The organism is Christiangramia flava JLT2011, from assembly GCF_001951155.1.
GTDB lineage: Bacteria > Bacteroidota > Bacteroidia > Flavobacteriales > Flavobacteriaceae > Christiangramia > Christiangramia flava.
This window is the reverse complement of the sequence record NZ_CP016359.1, coordinates 3,532,427-3,548,854: the sequence shown is the minus strand read 5'-3', so window position 1 is coordinate 3,548,854 and position 16,428 is coordinate 3,532,427. Positions and strand designations below refer to the sequence as shown.

The window sequence follows — 16,428 nt, the reverse complement described above, 5'->3', positions numbered from 1 at the left end:
TTCGAATAATAAACTGCATTGTTTGAAAATGGTTTTCTGCGCTTTATAAAGTATCTTTGCTTCCTCAATCAAAGATTATGGAACTTAACCGTCAACTCACACTCTTTAAATGGGTAAGCATCCTGGAAGGGATCTCATTCCTGCTCCTCCTCGGAATAGCCATGCCATTGAAATATCTTTTTGATATGCCCGATATGGTACGTCACGTAGGTATGGCACACGGGATTTTGTTCATCGCATATATACTGTTCAGTTTACTGCTAATTAGGCCTATGGGTTGGAAAACTTCTACCGCCGCGATCATAATGGCCTGTTCCCTGGTGCCATTTGGCCCATTTTACGTGGAAAAGAAATACCTTTAGAGAATGCAATCTGAATGGCTCAAAGACCTTATTTGCTTTTTTGAGGACCTGTTCAATGAATATGGGATGAATCCCGTTCTTGCTCAGTACCTCAATCTCCTGATCAATTTGGTGTTGATCACCCTGTTGTTATATGGTGTAAACTGGCTGATCAAGAATGTGATCATCGAGACCTTTAAGGCATTTACCAATAAAACCAAAACAACTTTTGATGATTTTCTGATCAAAAGTAATTTCCCAAGATATATCGGTCGTATCATCCCGTTGCTGATCGTTTTTGAACTATATCCTTTATTGTTTTCAGACTTTCCGAAGGTGCTGCTGGTATTTGAAAAAATTCTGAACATTTACCTGATCATTCTAGCGGTTTGGATCATCAGGAGTATGATCAGAACTTCCAGGGATTACCTGAAGACTCGGGAAGGCTTTAATGACAAACCAATTGAAAGTTTTAGCCAGATCATCATCATCTTTCTTTGGGTGATCGGCTTTATGTTCATTTTCGCCGAATTATTCAACCGCAGTGTTCTCGGTTTTGCCATTTCCCTGGGTGCTGCTTCTGCCGTGATTCTGTTGATTTTTAAAGATACCATCCTGGGACTGGTGGCTTCTATCCAGGTTTCGGTTAATGATATTGTTCGAATTGGAGACTGGATCACTTTTGAAAAATATGGTGCCGATGGGACGGTGACGGAAATTAATCTTGCTACCGTACGGGTTCAGAACTGGGATAATACCTTCACCACCATTCCAACCTACAGCCTGATCGCTGATTCTTTCCAGAACTGGAGAGGAATGCAGGAATCTCCCGGAAGACGTATCCGCAGATCGGTTTATATAAAACAAAATTCAGTGCGATTCCTAACGCGTGAAGATCTGGACAAAATGGCAAAGATAAGCCTCATTGCTCCTTACCTTCAGCATCGCCAGGAGGAAATCGATAAATATAATGCTAAGAACAAGGTGGACAAAAGCTTGCTTATCAATGGCAGAAACCAGACGAATCTCGGGGTTTTCAGAAAGTATATAGATTCCTACCTGCATGAGCATTCTGCGATCCATAAAGAAATGTACATTATCGTGCGCCACCAGGCTCCAACCGCGCAGGGAATCCCGTTAGAAATTTTGTGCTTTAGCAGGGATAAGAGATGGGAAAATTTTGAATACATTTCCGCAGATATATTTGATCATATCCTGGCGGCTATTCCATATTTTGAACTGCAGATATTTGAATCGCCTTCCGGTGACGATATCAGGAATTTAATGGATTCGCTGAATAACAACCAATCTTTATGACTTTAAAAACATTTCTACGCGCCTTTGGAATTCTGGCGGTCATCCTTACGTTAATTCCCCTGATCGCTGCAGATTACTGGTGGATCAGAATGTTCGATTACCCCCATATTCAGCTTACTTTATTAACACTGGCAGCCCTGGCGGCCTATTTTCTGCGGTTTGAGATCAAATCCTGGCGAGATTACGCTTTTGTAGGCGTGCTGTTGATTTGTTTTCTGTACCAGTTTGTCAAAATTATGCCTTATACACCGCTGGTCCCTTTAGAAGTTGGAGAACCTTCGGAAAATGTAGATGAAAATTCGGGTTTTACGCTGCTTACCTCGAATGTACTGGAGAAAAATAAGGAATATCAAAAGGTTATTGCTGAAGTACAATCGATTGATCCTGACATGGTCGTTTTTACAGAAACCGATGGGATCTGGCTGAACGAGATCGAGGGCGCCTTGGCTTCAGAATTTCCCTATCGCGTGAACATTCCAATTCACAATACTTACGGAATGTTGTTGTTTTCCAAATTGAAACTGATCAATCCTGAAAAACGATTTATTGTAGACGACAGCATTCCTTCTATTCATACAGAAGTGGAATTGCGCAATGGAAAACGTTTCAGGCTACACGCCGTACATCCCACACCTCCTATGCCACAGGAAAACCCTTCCTCAACCGATAGGGATGCGGAGCTGATGAAAGTAGCCCTGGAAACCCGCGATTCCGAATTACCGGTGATCGTTGTGGGAGATTTTAACGATGTTGCCTGGTCACAAACTACCACGCTTTTCAAGAATGTGGGAGAATTGCTGGATGTTCGCGTGGGCAGAAGTCTCTACAATACGTTCGATGCTACCAGTTTCATCATGCGCTGGTCTCTGGACCAGATCTTTGTAAGCGAAGAATGGCGCGTACATGAAATTCATGCCGGAGAAGATGTGGGGTCAGACCACTTTCCGTTCTACGCCAAATTATATTTGCAGCCTGAGTTGGCTGAAGAACAAAAACCGGAACCGGCTACTGAAGAACAACTGAAAACCGCCAGGGAACAGATCCGCGAAGAAAAGCAGGAACCTGAAAACAACTAGTTACTTCAGGCGATCTTTAACAAATTCCACTTCGGTTTTGCCGTGAGGCTTGGGTTTGCCATGTGCATCGAGGCTCACCATTACGATCTTATCGATGGTAATTATACTTTCCCGCGTCATTTTATTTCTCACTTCACATTTCAGCGTTAAGGAAGCTGTTCCAAATTTGACTACTTCGATACCAATTTCCACAATATCGCCTTCATGAGCGGAACTTTTGAAATCGATCTCACTCATATATTTGGTGACGCATTTGGAGTTTTCCAGCTGAACGATACTGTAAAGAGCACATTCTTCATCAATCCATTCTAAAAGGCGACCTCCAAAAAGTGTTCTGTTGGGATTAAGATCCTGTGGTTTGATCCATTTTCGGGTGTGAAATCTCATTTTTTATTTCAAATTTATGTTGAAAACTGCTGAAATTATTCAGTTTTCAAGATGAATGAGCAATGCTGATATAGAAAATTTGTATTACAGGAATTGTTGGGCTACGTTGATGATCTCATCATGATCAAAAGCCAGATTCATATCGATCACTTTTTCAATCTCAAACCAGCGAGCGTCTTTGGCGTCATCTGCTGGTTGCAGCTCTTCCTCGCAGTAGATCCTGCTTAGAAAAGCGATCGACACCGTATGCCCTCTTGGGTCACGATTTGGCTTACCGAAAGCCTGCACCTGTTCAATATGAGGCACTTCGATCCCGGTTTCTTCTTTCAATTCCCGGCGGGCTGCAGCTTCCAGGTCTTCCCCTTCATCTACAAAACCGCCCGGCAAAGCCCACTGATCTTTGAAAGGATCGTTCTTTCGCTGCACCAGCAATACTTTGAACTGATTTTCTACTTTACAGAATATCACACAATCGACCGTTAAGGCTATTTTTTGTTCTTTCATTTGTTCAGCGTTTTTGGAATTTGAATATCGGTACCAAAGCGTTTATTGAACTTTTCAATAAAATAAGCAGAAAGTAAGGGCGAAGATTCTTCCACATTCTGATGAATGAAAAAATAGACGTTTTTAAGCCCCATTTCATACCACTCTTGCAGGCGATCCAGCCAATCATCGAGTCGGGTATAATCGGTAGGGTGATTGGCGCCGTTATACCTTATGAAAGCGCTTTCCGTCGTGAGCCGCATATGTAACAGGTCTCTTCTACCGGCAGAATCGGTTATTATATGCGTAATATTGTTGGCGATCATTAATTCATTCAGTTCCTGAGCGGCCTTGTCATCCTGGTACCAGTCGGAATGGCGAAATTCTGCGGAAAGTGGAACTTCTTCAGGCCAATGCTCAAAAAAGTGTTTTACTCGATCCATGTTCTTTGGTCCAAAATCGTCTCGTAACTGGAGAAAGACCATTCCCATTTTCTCCTTCAGCGGAAGAATATTCTTGATGAAATCATCGGTTAGCACATCAGCATCATTCAGCCTTTTAATATGACTAATGATTCGTGGAACCTTCGGAAAAAATTTAAAATCACCTTCCGCTTTTTCTTCCCATTTCGCAAATTGCTCTTCAGGAAACATGCGATAAAAAGAGGCATTTAGCTCAATACTGTTAAACTGGCTGCTGTAATAAGCCAGCTCGTCTTTGGTCCCGCGTGGATAAAAATTCTTTAGATCGGTGCGGTTCCACTTTGCGCAGCCAATACGAACGTCGCTAAAATGACTCTTTTCAAAATTTCCAAGAACCTCTTTGGTTTGAGGATGCGTTTTTGGCAGGTTGAAATCCACGCTGCCCGGATCACTTACTTTTCCGAATTTCATTTATAATTTGTTTTTCAGTATTTGTTGAAATAAACGGTCTTTTTATTTACGAATTCCTTGATACCATCTTCCGAAAGTTCACGGCCATAACCGCTGATCTTGGTACCACCGAAGGGTAGCCTGGGATCGCTTTTTACCAGTTCGTTTACGAAAACGGCTCCGTCTTCAAATTCCGGAACAATGCTTTCAGCAAAATCAAGGTCTTCCGTAAAGATAGAAACTCCCAATCCAAATCTACTCATATTCACGAGATCAATAGCTTCACGGTCTTCTTTAAAGGTTGTGATGCCGATGGCCGGCCCAAAGGTTTCTTCGAGAAATACTGGCATTTCAGGAGTGACATTGCCAAGTACAGTGGGTTCCAGATAGGCATCGGAACGTTTTCCGCCTAATAAGACCTCTGCTCCCATCTCTACCGATTCGTTGATCTGTTTCTCGAGATCTTCTGCAAGGTTAACCCTGGCCAAAGTCCCTATAAAGGTGTCTTCGTCTAACGGGTCCCCGCTTTTCAATTCCCGAACCTGTTTCACGAACTTTTCTGTAAATTCTTCCGCCAGGGACTCATGAAGAAGCAGGCGTTTCCCGGCAATACAACTCTGCCCGGTATTCTGAAACCGCGCCTGTACACAGGTTTTAACGGTTTCATCGATATTCGCATCTTTAAATACAACCAGCGCATTGCTGCCGCCGAGTTCCAGTACCGATTTTTTGATCTCTTCCCCGGCTACCGAGGCCACCGCGCCCCCGGCCGGTTTACTGCCGGTAAGCGTTACCGCCTTGATACGGGAATCGCGTATGATATCTTCAATTTTAGAACTTCCGAGTACCAAATTCTGAAAACATCCATCCGGGAAGCCAGCCCGTTCAAAAACCTTTTGAATATTGTTGGCAGATTTCATCACGCTGCTGGCATGTTTTAAAACTCCGATATTTCCAGCCATTAATGCGGGAGCGGCAAACCTGAAGACCTGCCAGAAAGGGTAATTCCAGGGCATTACCGCCAGCACGACACCAATTGGCTCATAGCTTACGTAGCTCTTATGCGCATCGGTTTTGATAGTTTTGGGAGCGAGGTGTTTTTCAGCATTTTCGGCATAATACTCACAAACCCAGGCACATTTTTCAATTTCTGCAATCGCCTGTTTGATAGGCTTACCCATTTCCAGACTGATATCTTTTGCGTATTCCTGTTTATTTTCTTTCAGCTCCTGGGAAGCCTTCCTCATTAATTTTGCTTTCTCTTCAAAAGACACTTTTTTCCAGCTTTGAAAACGCTTGTCCGCACAATCCAGAGCGTCGTCGATTTGTTTCTTAGTAAGTTCCTTAAATTTTTCGACAACCTCCAGGTTATAGGGATTGATTGATTCTATCATAATTCTTCTTCTACTATTAGCATTTCTCTTAAAGATAAAAAGAGCAGATGGCTTTGCCGGTTCACTTAAGACATATTTAACTCCTATTGTTTATAACAGGTTTACAAGTATCAAAGGCCATGAGTAATAGCCGTTTTAATAATGGTTATATTTAAGAAACAATACTTGCCATGAATCTAAGAGATTTACACCTATTGGAGCTCAGACCTGAGATTCCATCAGCAAGAGTAACAGAAAACATGACAGCCGACGAGCGATTCCAGAATGAAACGCTGCGTCCCGTTGCGAAACTTCAGGATGAATTGCTGGTTGCGACTTTCAGGAACTATGTTACCAAACACAAGAATGCGTTCTACGAACTGAATCTGGAAAAAAGGCTGAAGTATATCGAAAATGCTATTCAGAAGGACATCAAATTCCGAAACAGCCTGAAAGGAATGATCATTGGCCAGTTCACTATTCCTGAATACGAACTGTACATCCAGAATTCTTCGGCTTTGAACAAGCGGATGATGAACATTGTAAAAGAGCAGCTTCAGGCGAATATCCAGCTGTTAGAACGCGATATGGCGTACTAAGAGACCGATCAGGATGGTAATGGAAAAACTCATCAGGGTACCGATGAGCACATATTCAGTTTGCTTTCTTGCAGCAGTTTCAGACTGATCACTGAAACGCAGAATCGATTTTGCCGCGATCAGAAACCCGATTGCCGAAAGATTGGATGTTAATATGAAGGTAAGCACCAGGATCCTTTCAAAAATACCAATGTAGCGACCGGCAGATTGCAGGCTGTTCTTTCGAAGGTCATGTTCTACTTCACTTTGCCATCTTTCTGTAGCCTTTCCAATAAGAAAACCCGCCGGGAATATAATTATAAGATACGCCATAATGATTGCCAGCCACTTTGCTGAACTTAAAAAATCATAGATCGCCTCGTGAACTCCTATAAAATTATTGGTAAGAAACAGCCAGGCTGCGAGAATAGTCATTAAATGAAAAAACTGGTCTAACAGAAAAATTTTCAGGTCGTCCCGGTTGTAATTCAGTTTCCAGAGATCGATAGCAAAATGCGTGATCGCTATAAAAAGTCCGATGTACCAAAGCGAAAGATCTAACAAAAACAACCAGGAAAGTACACCGGCCAACGCACAGTGAAAATAGAGGTATTTGGAAGCTGCTTTTTTCTCCCGTTTATCGATGACCCAGGAAGTAGGCTGAAAAACAAAATCGGTCACAATATGTGCCATCAATAATTGAAGCAGGATCAAAAGGCTATTTTCCATCTGAAAATTTTTCTGAAATTACACTTTCAAAACGGTTCAGCAAAACTTCGATGGCCTCCCAGCCGGAAGCTTTTTTTCGCTGGTTCACTGCCGACTGGCTGATCCCAAGTTTTTCGGCAATTTCCTTTTCCTTGAGACCTTTGAGTGAAAAATAGACCACTTCCGCGGATGCTGTACTCCAGCGATCGGCAAGCTGGTCAAACAACAAAAAAGAAGCCTGGAACTCCCCGTTTACCTCGTCGTCCGGGCAGGCGAGCAACAGCTTATGAGGGCCATTTTTCATATCATCCAGGGTTCTTCCGGAAAATTGAAAAGCCTGACCATTGGATTCCGAAATCGTTTCCCGCTGAAAATCCACGCTTCCAATCCCGATAGCCGTTCGGATATCAGCCTGAACCGGGAAAGCCTTCCGCTTGCGGGTATCTTGCAAATGAATCCGGTTAATGGCTGATTTCAGCAGTAAAACTATTTTTAATGCTTCGGAAGGATTTTCTACCACGCCCTGGAAACTATCTCCCCGAAAGAGGCTGAATTGAGCTTCTTTACTTTCCGTAATTAACTGAAATTCGGCCTTTAATCCGTCTAAAACAGCGTTCAAAAGCTGCTCCGGATATTCCGTAGAATTGATCAAATCTGCTGAAATAACTGCTTTCATGGCTCTAATATATAAAATAAGTTTAAAAACTTATAATTATATTTTATTAGTTTTAAGGCTAATGTAATGATATTAAATATTTCCTAATTCTTCCCATAGCCGAAAAAGCTTGGCTAATTTTACTGGACAAAATCTCAAAACATGATAACCAACAAAGAAGAACTTTTCATTAAATGCCTTGATGCCGTGAATAAGCAGATCTCCAAATATCAAAATGAAATGGATGAGATCAAGGAATCTATGGAAAACAATGACGCTCATACCGATTATGATGAAGACGATACCAAGGGACAATTGCTAAACGATTTTGAAAAATATGCGGAATACCTGGACAATTCCCGAAAAATGAAGGAAAAACTAAGCAGGATCGATCATACACATTACAGCGAAACCATCGATTTTGGAAGTATTGTAGAGACTAGTGAAAATTATTATTTCATATCAGTTGCACTGGGAAAGATCGTTTTGGAAGAAGGTGCCACTGTTTACGCCATTTCTACCGAAGCCCCGATCTTTCAGGAGATGAAAGGCAAAAAAGAAGGAGATAGTTTCAGTTTTAATGGGAAAACTCAGGAAATTAAGGGTGTTCACTAATTACTCCGGATATTCAATTCGCAAATGATAAATATTCTTGAGCTTTCGCTTGAGAATTTTTTTTACCATCTGAATTTCCTTAAAGGTAATATTGGAATTTAAAAACTGACCTTCATCCATTTGCTTATCGATGATCTTTTCTACAAAATTGTCGATAAGCACCGAGGTTGGTTCCTTCAAACTCTTACTCGCCGCTTCCACACTGTCACACATCATCAGGATTGCGGTTTCCTTGCTAAAAGGAATTGGTCCCGGATATCGAAAATCTTCTGCTGAAGCGTTCTCATTGATTTCCTTTTCTTTCTTATAAAAATAATAAACCGTACTGGTACCGTGGTGCGTCCTGATAAAATCTATCACGCGATCTGGCAGGTTGTTGCGTTTGGCAATTTCAATACCTTTGATCACGTGTTCTATAATGATCTGCGCACTTTCACGAGGAGATAATTCATCGTGAGAATTGACTGAAGTGGTTTGATTTTCAGTGAAATAGGTAGGATTGTGCATTTTACCAATATCGTGATAGAGGGCTCCTACCCTTGCGAGCATCGAATTCGCATGGATTTCGTTGGCAGCGGCTTCGGCGAGGTTTGCGACATTTAGACTATGGTGGAAAGTCCCGGGCGCTTTCTCGGCAAGCTCCTTCAAAAGCCTGGAATTAGTATCTGAAAGCTCTAAAAGAGACATGTCACTAACCAGACCAAAGATTTTCTCATAAACGTAGATCAGCGGCTGCACAAATAATGTTGCCAGTCCACCCAGCAAAAATGTTAGGAAAACTTCGGCTTTGAGTGTCTCGATTTCCCCTTCCTGGATTACTATAAAAGCAAAATAGGAAATGATATAGACTAATGTGATCTGTCCCACTGAAATGAACAGGTTTGCCCTTTTATAAAGTTCGCTCACGGTGAGAATGGTCACAATCCCGGCAATGATCTGCAGGAACATGTACTCATAACTGTTCGGTACGATAAAACCAAGCAACAGCACCGTGATAACGTGTGTAAATAGTCCTAACCTGGCGTCAAAAAAGGCTTTTAAGGTTAGCGGAAGGATACACAAAGGTACCACGTAAACGTAATCAATCTTAAAATTTACCACCAGTTTGGTGAGCATCACCATAAAAATGATGTTGAAAAATATGAAGGTGACCTTTACGTTATTTTCAAAAATGCTGAAACGATATTTTTTCATGAACAGCAGTAGCATGAGCAATGCCAGGCAAACGAGTATGCTGTACCCAAAAATGATCCAGTTATAATTGCTCTGGCTCCAGACCTGCGACTCATATTCGGCTTTTAAGGATTGCAGGATGTTATATTTATTGCCTTCTACCACTTCTCCTTTGGCGATGATCCTGCTGCCTTGTTCGATAATTCCTCTGGTATAGGAAATGTTGTTCAGTTTACTTTCCAGCTCTTTCTGGGTAAACTCATTATTGAATGTCACATTTGGCTCAATCGAGTTAAAAAAAACTTCGAGAAGTTCTGTTTTAAAAGATTGAAACCCGGCTTTTTCGATCTCATCGCTTAAAAATGACCGAATGGCACCCTGTTTGAAAATCTTACGGTAAGCTACTTCAGTGGCTTCGTTGCCTTTCAGAAGGTAAATAAGCTGGTCTGGATCGAGGCGGTCACTTTCCTTTAAAAGACCAAACTGGTAAATTTCGGTAAGCGTCTTATTAACAAAATTGTCGATGATATTTTCATAGATACTAAGGGTGGAATCTGGGAAAACGGTATGCACTTCCTGAAGCGCTTCTTCTTTTACACGATCTGGAATCTTTTGGTCATAGTCGTAATAAGGAATATGAGAATCGCGGATAGCCTGTTTTTCTGCAGCGACCTCTTCATCGGTCTTCAGAATGGCAAAATCAAAAGGTGCGTAAAGATTTTCGTATTGCCAGGGTTTTCCCTTCGGGATATCGTACTTGAATTTTCCACCTTTCGGCAACAAATAGACGATGAGGATGGAAGTGAGTACAAACAGGAAAATTTTATAAAATAAAGCCTGATTTTTGTACAGTTTATTTATAAAATCGCTCATAGATTTTCTGGTATGCTCAAATGTAGTAAAAATAGGTATGAATAGCCTTAGGTTATTTAATTCCTTATAAATTGACTAACTTCGCAAGGAACGAATTTTACCAAATCAAAACATAAATAATGAATAAAGAAGTAGTAATTGTAAGCGCAGCCAGAACGCCCATTGGGAGTTTTCTTGGAAGCCTTTCCACTATTCCGGCAACCAGGTTGGGATCTGTGGCAATCAAGGGCGCTTTAGAGAAGATCAATTTAAAACCAGAAATGGTTGAAGAGGTTTTGATGGGAAATGTGGTTCAGGCCGGTGTGGGCCAGGCTCCTGCCAGACAGGCGGCTCTTGGTGCTGGAATTCCTGACAGCGTTCCATGTACGACCGTAAATAAAGTATGCTCCAGCGGATTAAAAGCTGTAATGCAGGGAGCCCAGGCTATTATGTTAGGTGACGCTCAGATCGTTGTCGCCGGCGGTATGGAAAATATGAGTCTGATCCCGCATTATGTTCATATGCGAAATGGTAAAAAGTTTGGTCCCGCAACCATGGAGGATGGTATGCAGAAGGATGGACTGGTAGATGCCTACGACCACAATGCCATGGGTGTATGTGCAGACCTTTGTGCTAAAGAATATGACTTTTCCAGAGAAGATCAGGATCAGTTTGCAATACAGTCTTACGAGCGCTCGGCTAAAGCCTGGAAAGATGGGAAGTTTGATGAGGAAGTTGTTCCTGTGGAAGTTCCTCAGCGGAAAGGTGATCCTATCGTTGTAAAAGAAGATGAAGAATTCAAAAATATCAGGCTGGAAAAAATACCACAATTGCGACCTGCATTTTCAAAAGATGGAACTGTTACAGCGGCAAATGCATCGACTATTAACGATGGTGCCGGTGCAGTAATCCTGATGAGCCGTGAGAAGGCAGATGAATTAGGACTGAAGCCTTTAGCTACGATTCTGAGTTTTGCTGATGCGGCCCAGGAACCAAAATGGTTTACTACAGCTCCGGCGAAGGCCTTACCGAAAGCTTTGGCTAAGGCAGGGATCAAACAGGAGGATGTAGATTATTTTGAATTCAACGAAGCATTCTCTGTTGTAGGTCTTGCAAATATGAAGATTCTCGGACTTTCTGCCGAAAATACGAATGTGAATGGTGGAGCCGTTTCTTTAGGACACCCTCTTGGTTGCAGTGGTGTTCGTATCCTGATCACGCTAATGAGCGTCCTGGAACAAAATGATGGAAAAATTGGTGCAGCGGCCATCTGTAATGGTGGCGGTGGAGCTTCTTCCATGATTATTCAAAGAAATGCGTAATATTGCCTAAGAAAAATTATTGATGCAATACGGAATTTGCCACTTAAGTATTGTACCAATCCGGGCAGCGAACTCTCACGAAAGTGAAATGACATCGCAGGTCCTGTATGGTGAACATTTTAAAATAATAGATGAGCGAGTCGGATGGAGTAAAATCAGGCTCGCTTTTGATGGTTTTGAGGGTTGGATTGATAAAAAACAATATCTCAAAATTGGTGAAGACGATTATTCTTTTATCGATTCGAAAGCAGCTTCATTATCTTCAGATTTAGTGGAATATATTACTGATGAAGCCGGGCTTTTAATGACCATTCCACTAGGATCTTCCATGAATTTCTGTGAACAGATAGGTCATCAATTCGAAGGGATTTCCATAAACTCCGGAAAAGAAAAAACACACTTGATCGAAACGGCCATGTTGTATTTAAACGCTCCGCATTCCTGGGGCGGTCGTACGCCTTTCGGTATCGATTGCAGCGGTTTTGTTCAAATGGTTTATAAGCTGAATGGTTATAAGTTGAAAAGGCTCTCTGCCGAACAGGCCAAACAAGGGGAACCTTTAAGTTTTATTGAAGAAAGTGAGCCGGGTGACCTGGCATTTTTTGATGATCACGAAGGAACTATCAATCATGTTGGTTTGATCATGAAAGATAATTATATTATTCATGTAGATGGAAAGGTACGAATAGACCGGATTGATCATTCTGGAATCTTTAATTCAGATCTACGCAGGCACACTCATAAGTTGCGTGTTATCAAAAAGGTAATTTAAAGGAACTTTAGTTTATTCCGGAAAAAAAAAAGGCCGCTAATTGCGGCCTTTTTTATATCTAGTTAGCAATTTTCTATTGCTCTAACATCGCTTTCATTTCATCCACTTTATCCTGCATTCCAAGATTTGAGTAGATGTTCATCGCTGTTTTGATCACATTTTGATCTGAAGGATCTTTTTCTAAAGCTTTTTCAAGATAAGGGATGGTTTCCTTATAAAGTTCCTGACGCTCAGCGTTCAATTCATCATAACGCTTGGTATCAGCTTTGCTCATTCCAAGACTGTTCATCTCGTCTATGATCTTTCTCTCACCGTTTAGCAAGGAAGCGATCAGGTTGATACGAGCTTCGTTGTAATCATCGTCTAATTGAAGCGCTTTATTATAGTTTTCCATAGCTTTCTCGTGCTTGCCTAATTCAGCATACATGAGCCCGATATTATTGAAAGTCTGAGGATTATTAGGATCTTTCTCTCCAGCGTTTTCCAATACGCCTACGGCTTTCTCTGTATCTCCCATTTGGTAATACATATTAGCTTCAGACATCAGTAAGCTTACATCATCAGGATTTGCAGCTTTGGCAGCTTCGATAGATTCCACTGCTTTATCATACTGCTTCTGGTTGATGTAGATTCTCGCAATCAATGAAGCGATCTCTCCTTTCTTAGAAGGTTCTTTTTCAACTGATGGATCCTTATAATTTGGCGATTTTACCATAAGATCTCTTTGTTCTTTCGAGTTGAAAGTCTCAGTCTCTCCGGTTTCAATGTTAACTGCCGTATAAGTAGTTGTAGATCCGTCATATCCAAGATCGTTCAACATTTCAAGATACTCTACAGCTTTATCATAATTTTCTGCCTGAACGTAATTGTTAGCAGCATAATACAAATAAATGGTATCCACTTTACTGATCTCATAGCTAGTCAACAGTTTTTCAGCCGCTGATGCGTAATTCTGAGAATTCTGATCATCGATTGCTCCCTGGATCATGTCATTTTTAAGCTTGGAAAGAGTTTCAGCAGCATCTTCATTTCCCATTTCAGCTGCTTTTTCAAATGCCATAGCCGCAGTTTTCAAATCTTCTGCACTGGTAGCTTTTCCATCCTGATAATAAGCCTGACCTTTATATAGGTAAAAACTCTCGGTCCATTTATCGTTCAATTCTCCCAGGTTTTGCTCTGCTACTTTCAATTGCGCCTGAGCTTCTGCGTAGTTGCCATCATCGATCGCATCTTCTGCATTTTTTACCTGATCTTTTTGAGCGACAGCTGCCAATGTAAGGAAAGACAAAGCCGCAGTAAGAATATTAGTCTTCATTGTTTATTTGGTTTTAGTTTTTTATTCCTCACTATCATCAGCAATAGTTGTGCCATTTGCTGATTCTTCACCGCCTATGGGCTTTTCGGCGTCTTCCATGTTGTCAACATCATCCTCATCATGAAGCACTTTTGCCACGGCGGCAATCGCGTCATTACCCTTCAGATTGATGAGCCTAACACCCTGAGTTGCACGGCCCATTACCCGAAGATCTTCCACGGCCATTCTGATCACGATCCCTGATTTATTGATGATCATTAAATCATCTTCATCTGAAACGTTCTTAATGGCGACAAGTTGTCCGGTTTTTTCAGTAACCGAAATGGTTTTAACCCCTTTACCCCCACGGTTGGTGATGCGGTAGTCTTCAAGACTGGAGCGTTTTCCATAACCATTTTCAGAAACCACCAGAATGTCTGATTCAAAATCGTTCACGGCGATCATTCCAACTACTTCGTCATCATCACTGGCAAGGGTAATTCCTCTAACTCCAGAAGCATTTCTTCCCATTGGCCTGGTTTTGCTTTCCTCAAACCTGATCGCTTTTCCGCTTTTCACGGCAAGCATTACCTGGCTATTACCGGTAGTTAGTTTAGCTTCCAGCAATTCGTCATCATCTTTTATCGTGATGGCATTGATACCGTTGGTTCGAGGTCTCGAATAACGCTCCAGTCGGGTTTTCTTTACCTGACCTTTTTTGGTTGCCATGATCACAAAATGATTGTTGACATACTCCTCATCTTTGAGGTCTTGGGTACAGATGAAAGCTTTTACGCGATCTTCCGGATCGATATTGATCAGGTTCTGAATTGCACGACCTTTTGAGGCTTTGGAACCTTCCGGAATTTCATAAACACGCATCCAGAAACATTTTCCTTTTTGCGTGAAGAACAACATATACTGGTGATTCGTTCCTACGAAAAGGTATTCCAGAAAATCTTCATTTCGAGTGGTAGAACCTTTCTGGCCTACTCCTCCTCTATTCTGAGTCTTATATTCATTCAGTGAAGTTCTTTTGATATAACCAGCGTGAGAAATAGTGATGACCACTCGCTCATCAGGGATCATATCTTCGATGCTTAGGTCGCCACCAGAATATTCTATTTGAGACCTTCTTTCATCACCATACTTTTCTTTAACTTCCAGAAGTTCATTTTTGATAACCTCCATTCTTCTTTCCTTTCTGGCAAGAATATCTTTCAGGTCTTCAATGGTTTTCAGGATCTCTTCGTATTCCGCTCGGAGTTTATCCTGTTCCAGTCCTGTAAGCTGTCTCAATCGCATTTCCACGATGGCCCGGGCCTGAACTTCAGTAAGTTCAAAACGATCCATCAGTTTTTCGCGGGCTTCTTCGGCATTTGAAGAGGCTCTGATCAATGCGATCACTTCATCAATATTATCAGATGCAATGATCAATCCTTCCAGGATGTGAGCACGGTCTTCAGCCTTCTGAAGCTCATATTTTGTTCTGCGAACAACCACATCATGACGGTGGTCCACGAAATGAACGATCAGGTCCTTCAAATTAAGCATTTCAGGACGACCATTTACCAGTGCAATATTATTGACACTGAAGGAAGACTGAAGTGCGGTATGTTTAAATAAGGTATTTAAAACGATATTCGGAATGGCATCTCTTTTCAGCTGATACACCACGCGCATTCCCTTACGATCAGATTCATCACGGATGAGGCTAATTCCTTCGATCTTCTTTTCATTTACCAGGTCAGCCGTTTTCTTGATCATATCGGCTTTGTTCACCTGATAAGGAATTTCGGTCACAATGATACATTCCCGCCCATTGACTTCTTCCAGATGGGATTTTGCACGCATCACGATACGGCCACGACCTGTTTTAAAAGCGTCGATCACTCCATCGTACCCGTAAATAATTCCGCCAGTAGGGAAATCGGGCGCTTTGATGTGCTGCATCAGCTCGTCGACCTCGATTTCGTTATTTTCGATATAGGCTACTGTCCCATCAATAACCTCCGCAAGATTATGAGGAGGCATGTTGGTAGCCATCCCTACCGCGATACCGCTGGTTCCGTTCACCAGGAGGTTTGGAACCCTTGTAGGGAGAACTACCGGTTCGCTCAGGGAATCATCAAAGTTCAGCTGGGTATCAACTGTTTCTTTATCGATATCAGCCAGCATATCCTCGCTGATCTTTCGCATTCTGGCCTCGGTATAACGCATCGCCGCCGGGCTGTCACCATCAACTGAACCAAAGTTACCCTGCCCGTCCACGAGCATGTATCTCATGCTCCATTCCTGGGCCATTCGCACCATCGTATCGTAAACAGAAGAATCACCATGTGGGTGATACTTACCAAGTACCTCTCCTACGATCCTCGCTGACTTTTTATAGGCTCTGTTTGAAAGTACTCCCAGTTCATACATTCCGTAAAGAACACGGCGATGTACCGGTTTCAAACCATCACGTACATCTGGCAAGGCACGTGACACAATGACCGACATCGAATAATCGATGTAGGCCGATTTCATTTCATCTTCAATGTTGATAGGAATAAGCTTATCTCCTTCAGCCATATTTTTGAATTTAATTTTTCTTGTAACTTGTCAAGA

Annotated in this window: 16 protein-coding genes; 7 read left to right on the top strand and 9 right to left on the bottom strand. The window is 41.9% G+C overall.

The genetic code is table 11. The features are described 5' to 3' along the window. Positions 1 to 77 precede the first annotated feature (77 nt). Genes GRFL_RS15810 through GRFL_RS15800 form a run of 3 tightly spaced genes read left to right on the top strand, consistent with a single transcriptional unit; the run spans position 78 to position 2,734 of the window. Positions 78 to 362, top strand: a complete 285-nt coding sequence (locus GRFL_RS15810) for a DUF3817 domain-containing protein (RefSeq protein WP_083645521.1) — start codon at positions 78 to 80, stop codon at positions 360 to 362. Positions 363 to 365: 3 nt separating this feature from the next. Continuing rightward, a complete protein-coding gene (locus GRFL_RS15805) occupies positions 366 to 1,658 on the top strand; it encodes a mechanosensitive ion channel family protein (protein WP_083645520.1) in 1,293 nt (430 codons plus the stop codon). Further along, the gene (locus tag GRFL_RS15800) at positions 1,655 to 2,734 is read left to right on the top strand and encodes an endonuclease/exonuclease/phosphatase family protein (protein WP_083645519.1); all 1,080 of its coding nucleotides are present in this window, start codon (positions 1,655 to 1,657) and stop codon (positions 2,732 to 2,734) included. The genes GRFL_RS15805 and GRFL_RS15800 overlap by 4 nt, the downstream gene beginning before the upstream one ends. Here the strand turns inward: GRFL_RS15800 and GRFL_RS15795 are convergent, their stop codons facing one another. The 4 genes from GRFL_RS15795 to GRFL_RS15780 form a co-directional block, all read right to left on the bottom strand. Then, positions 2,735 to 3,121 carry an acyl-CoA thioesterase gene (locus GRFL_RS15795; protein ID WP_083645518.1) on the bottom strand — a complete coding sequence of 129 codons (387 nt, stop codon included), beginning with the start codon at positions 3,119 to 3,121 and terminating at the stop codon, positions 2,735 to 2,737. A gap of 84 nt (positions 3,122 to 3,205) precedes the next feature. After that, on the bottom strand, positions 3,206 to 3,625 hold the full coding sequence (locus GRFL_RS15790; protein ID WP_083645517.1) for an NUDIX domain-containing protein: 420 nt from the start codon (positions 3,623 to 3,625) through the stop codon (positions 3,206 to 3,208). Then, on the bottom strand, positions 3,622 to 4,497 hold the full coding sequence (locus GRFL_RS15785) for a DUF72 domain-containing protein (protein WP_083645516.1): 876 nt from the start codon (positions 4,495 to 4,497) through the stop codon (positions 3,622 to 3,624). Before GRFL_RS15785 ends, GRFL_RS15790 begins: the two co-directional genes overlap by 4 nt. 14 nt (positions 4,498 to 4,511) lie before the next feature. After that, positions 4,512 to 5,870 (bottom strand): NAD-dependent succinate-semialdehyde dehydrogenase, encoded by a 1,359-nt coding sequence (locus GRFL_RS15780; RefSeq protein WP_083645515.1) that lies wholly within the window; start codon positions 5,868 to 5,870, stop codon positions 4,512 to 4,514. A gap of 170 nt (positions 5,871 to 6,040) precedes the next feature. Between GRFL_RS15780 and GRFL_RS15775 the strand changes: the two genes are divergently transcribed. Then, complete coding sequence (locus GRFL_RS15775; RefSeq protein WP_083645514.1) at positions 6,041 to 6,448, top strand: glyoxalase; 408 nt, start codon at positions 6,041 to 6,043, stop codon at positions 6,446 to 6,448. Here GRFL_RS15775 and GRFL_RS15770 read toward each other — a convergent pair. Then, on the bottom strand, positions 6,425 to 7,156 hold the full coding sequence (locus tag GRFL_RS15770) for a DUF3307 domain-containing protein (protein WP_083645513.1): 732 nt from the start codon (positions 7,154 to 7,156) through the stop codon (positions 6,425 to 6,427). The two genes, GRFL_RS15775 and GRFL_RS15770, sit on opposite strands and share 24 nt — an antisense overlap. Beyond that, positions 7,146 to 7,811, bottom strand: a complete 666-nt coding sequence (locus GRFL_RS15765; protein WP_083645512.1) for a helix-turn-helix domain-containing protein — start codon at positions 7,809 to 7,811, stop codon at positions 7,146 to 7,148. The genes GRFL_RS15770 and GRFL_RS15765 overlap by 11 nt, the downstream gene beginning before the upstream one ends. A 141-nt stretch (positions 7,812 to 7,952) precedes the next feature. Between GRFL_RS15765 and GRFL_RS15760 the strand changes: the two genes are divergently transcribed. Beyond that, positions 7,953 to 8,405, top strand: a complete 453-nt coding sequence (locus GRFL_RS15760; RefSeq protein ID WP_083645511.1) for a transcription elongation factor — start codon at positions 7,953 to 7,955, stop codon at positions 8,403 to 8,405. On the opposite strand, the gene GRFL_RS15755 is transcribed toward GRFL_RS15760, so the two are convergent. Further along, on the bottom strand, positions 8,406 to 10,451 hold the full coding sequence (locus GRFL_RS15755) for an HD family phosphohydrolase (protein WP_083645510.1): 2,046 nt from the start codon (positions 10,449 to 10,451) through the stop codon (positions 8,406 to 8,408). A 119-nt stretch (positions 10,452 to 10,570) separates the two neighbouring features. Here GRFL_RS15755 and GRFL_RS15750 point away from each other — a divergent pair, with 119 nt between their 5' ends. Beyond that, on the top strand, positions 10,571 to 11,752 hold the full coding sequence (locus GRFL_RS15750) for an acetyl-CoA C-acyltransferase (RefSeq protein ID WP_083645509.1): 1,182 nt from the start codon (positions 10,571 to 10,573) through the stop codon (positions 11,750 to 11,752). A gap of 22 nt (positions 11,753 to 11,774) precedes the next feature. Further along, complete coding sequence (locus GRFL_RS15745) at positions 11,775 to 12,524, top strand: C40 family peptidase (RefSeq protein WP_083645508.1); 750 nt, start codon at positions 11,775 to 11,777, stop codon at positions 12,522 to 12,524. A gap of 73 nt (positions 12,525 to 12,597) precedes the next feature. Here GRFL_RS15745 and GRFL_RS15740 read toward each other — a convergent pair whose 3' ends face one another. Both GRFL_RS15740 and gyrA read right to left on the bottom strand, forming a co-directional pair. Further along, positions 12,598 to 13,839 carry a tetratricopeptide repeat protein gene (locus GRFL_RS15740; RefSeq protein WP_083645507.1) on the bottom strand — a complete coding sequence of 414 codons (1,242 nt, stop codon included), beginning with the start codon at positions 13,837 to 13,839 and terminating at the stop codon, positions 12,598 to 12,600. A gap of 21 nt (positions 13,840 to 13,860) precedes the next feature. Beyond that, the gene (gene gyrA, locus GRFL_RS15735) at positions 13,861 to 16,392 is read right to left on the bottom strand and encodes a DNA gyrase subunit A (protein ID WP_083645506.1); all 2,532 of its coding nucleotides are present in this window, start codon (positions 16,390 to 16,392) and stop codon (positions 13,861 to 13,863) included. Positions 16,393 to 16,428 lie beyond the last annotated feature (36 nt).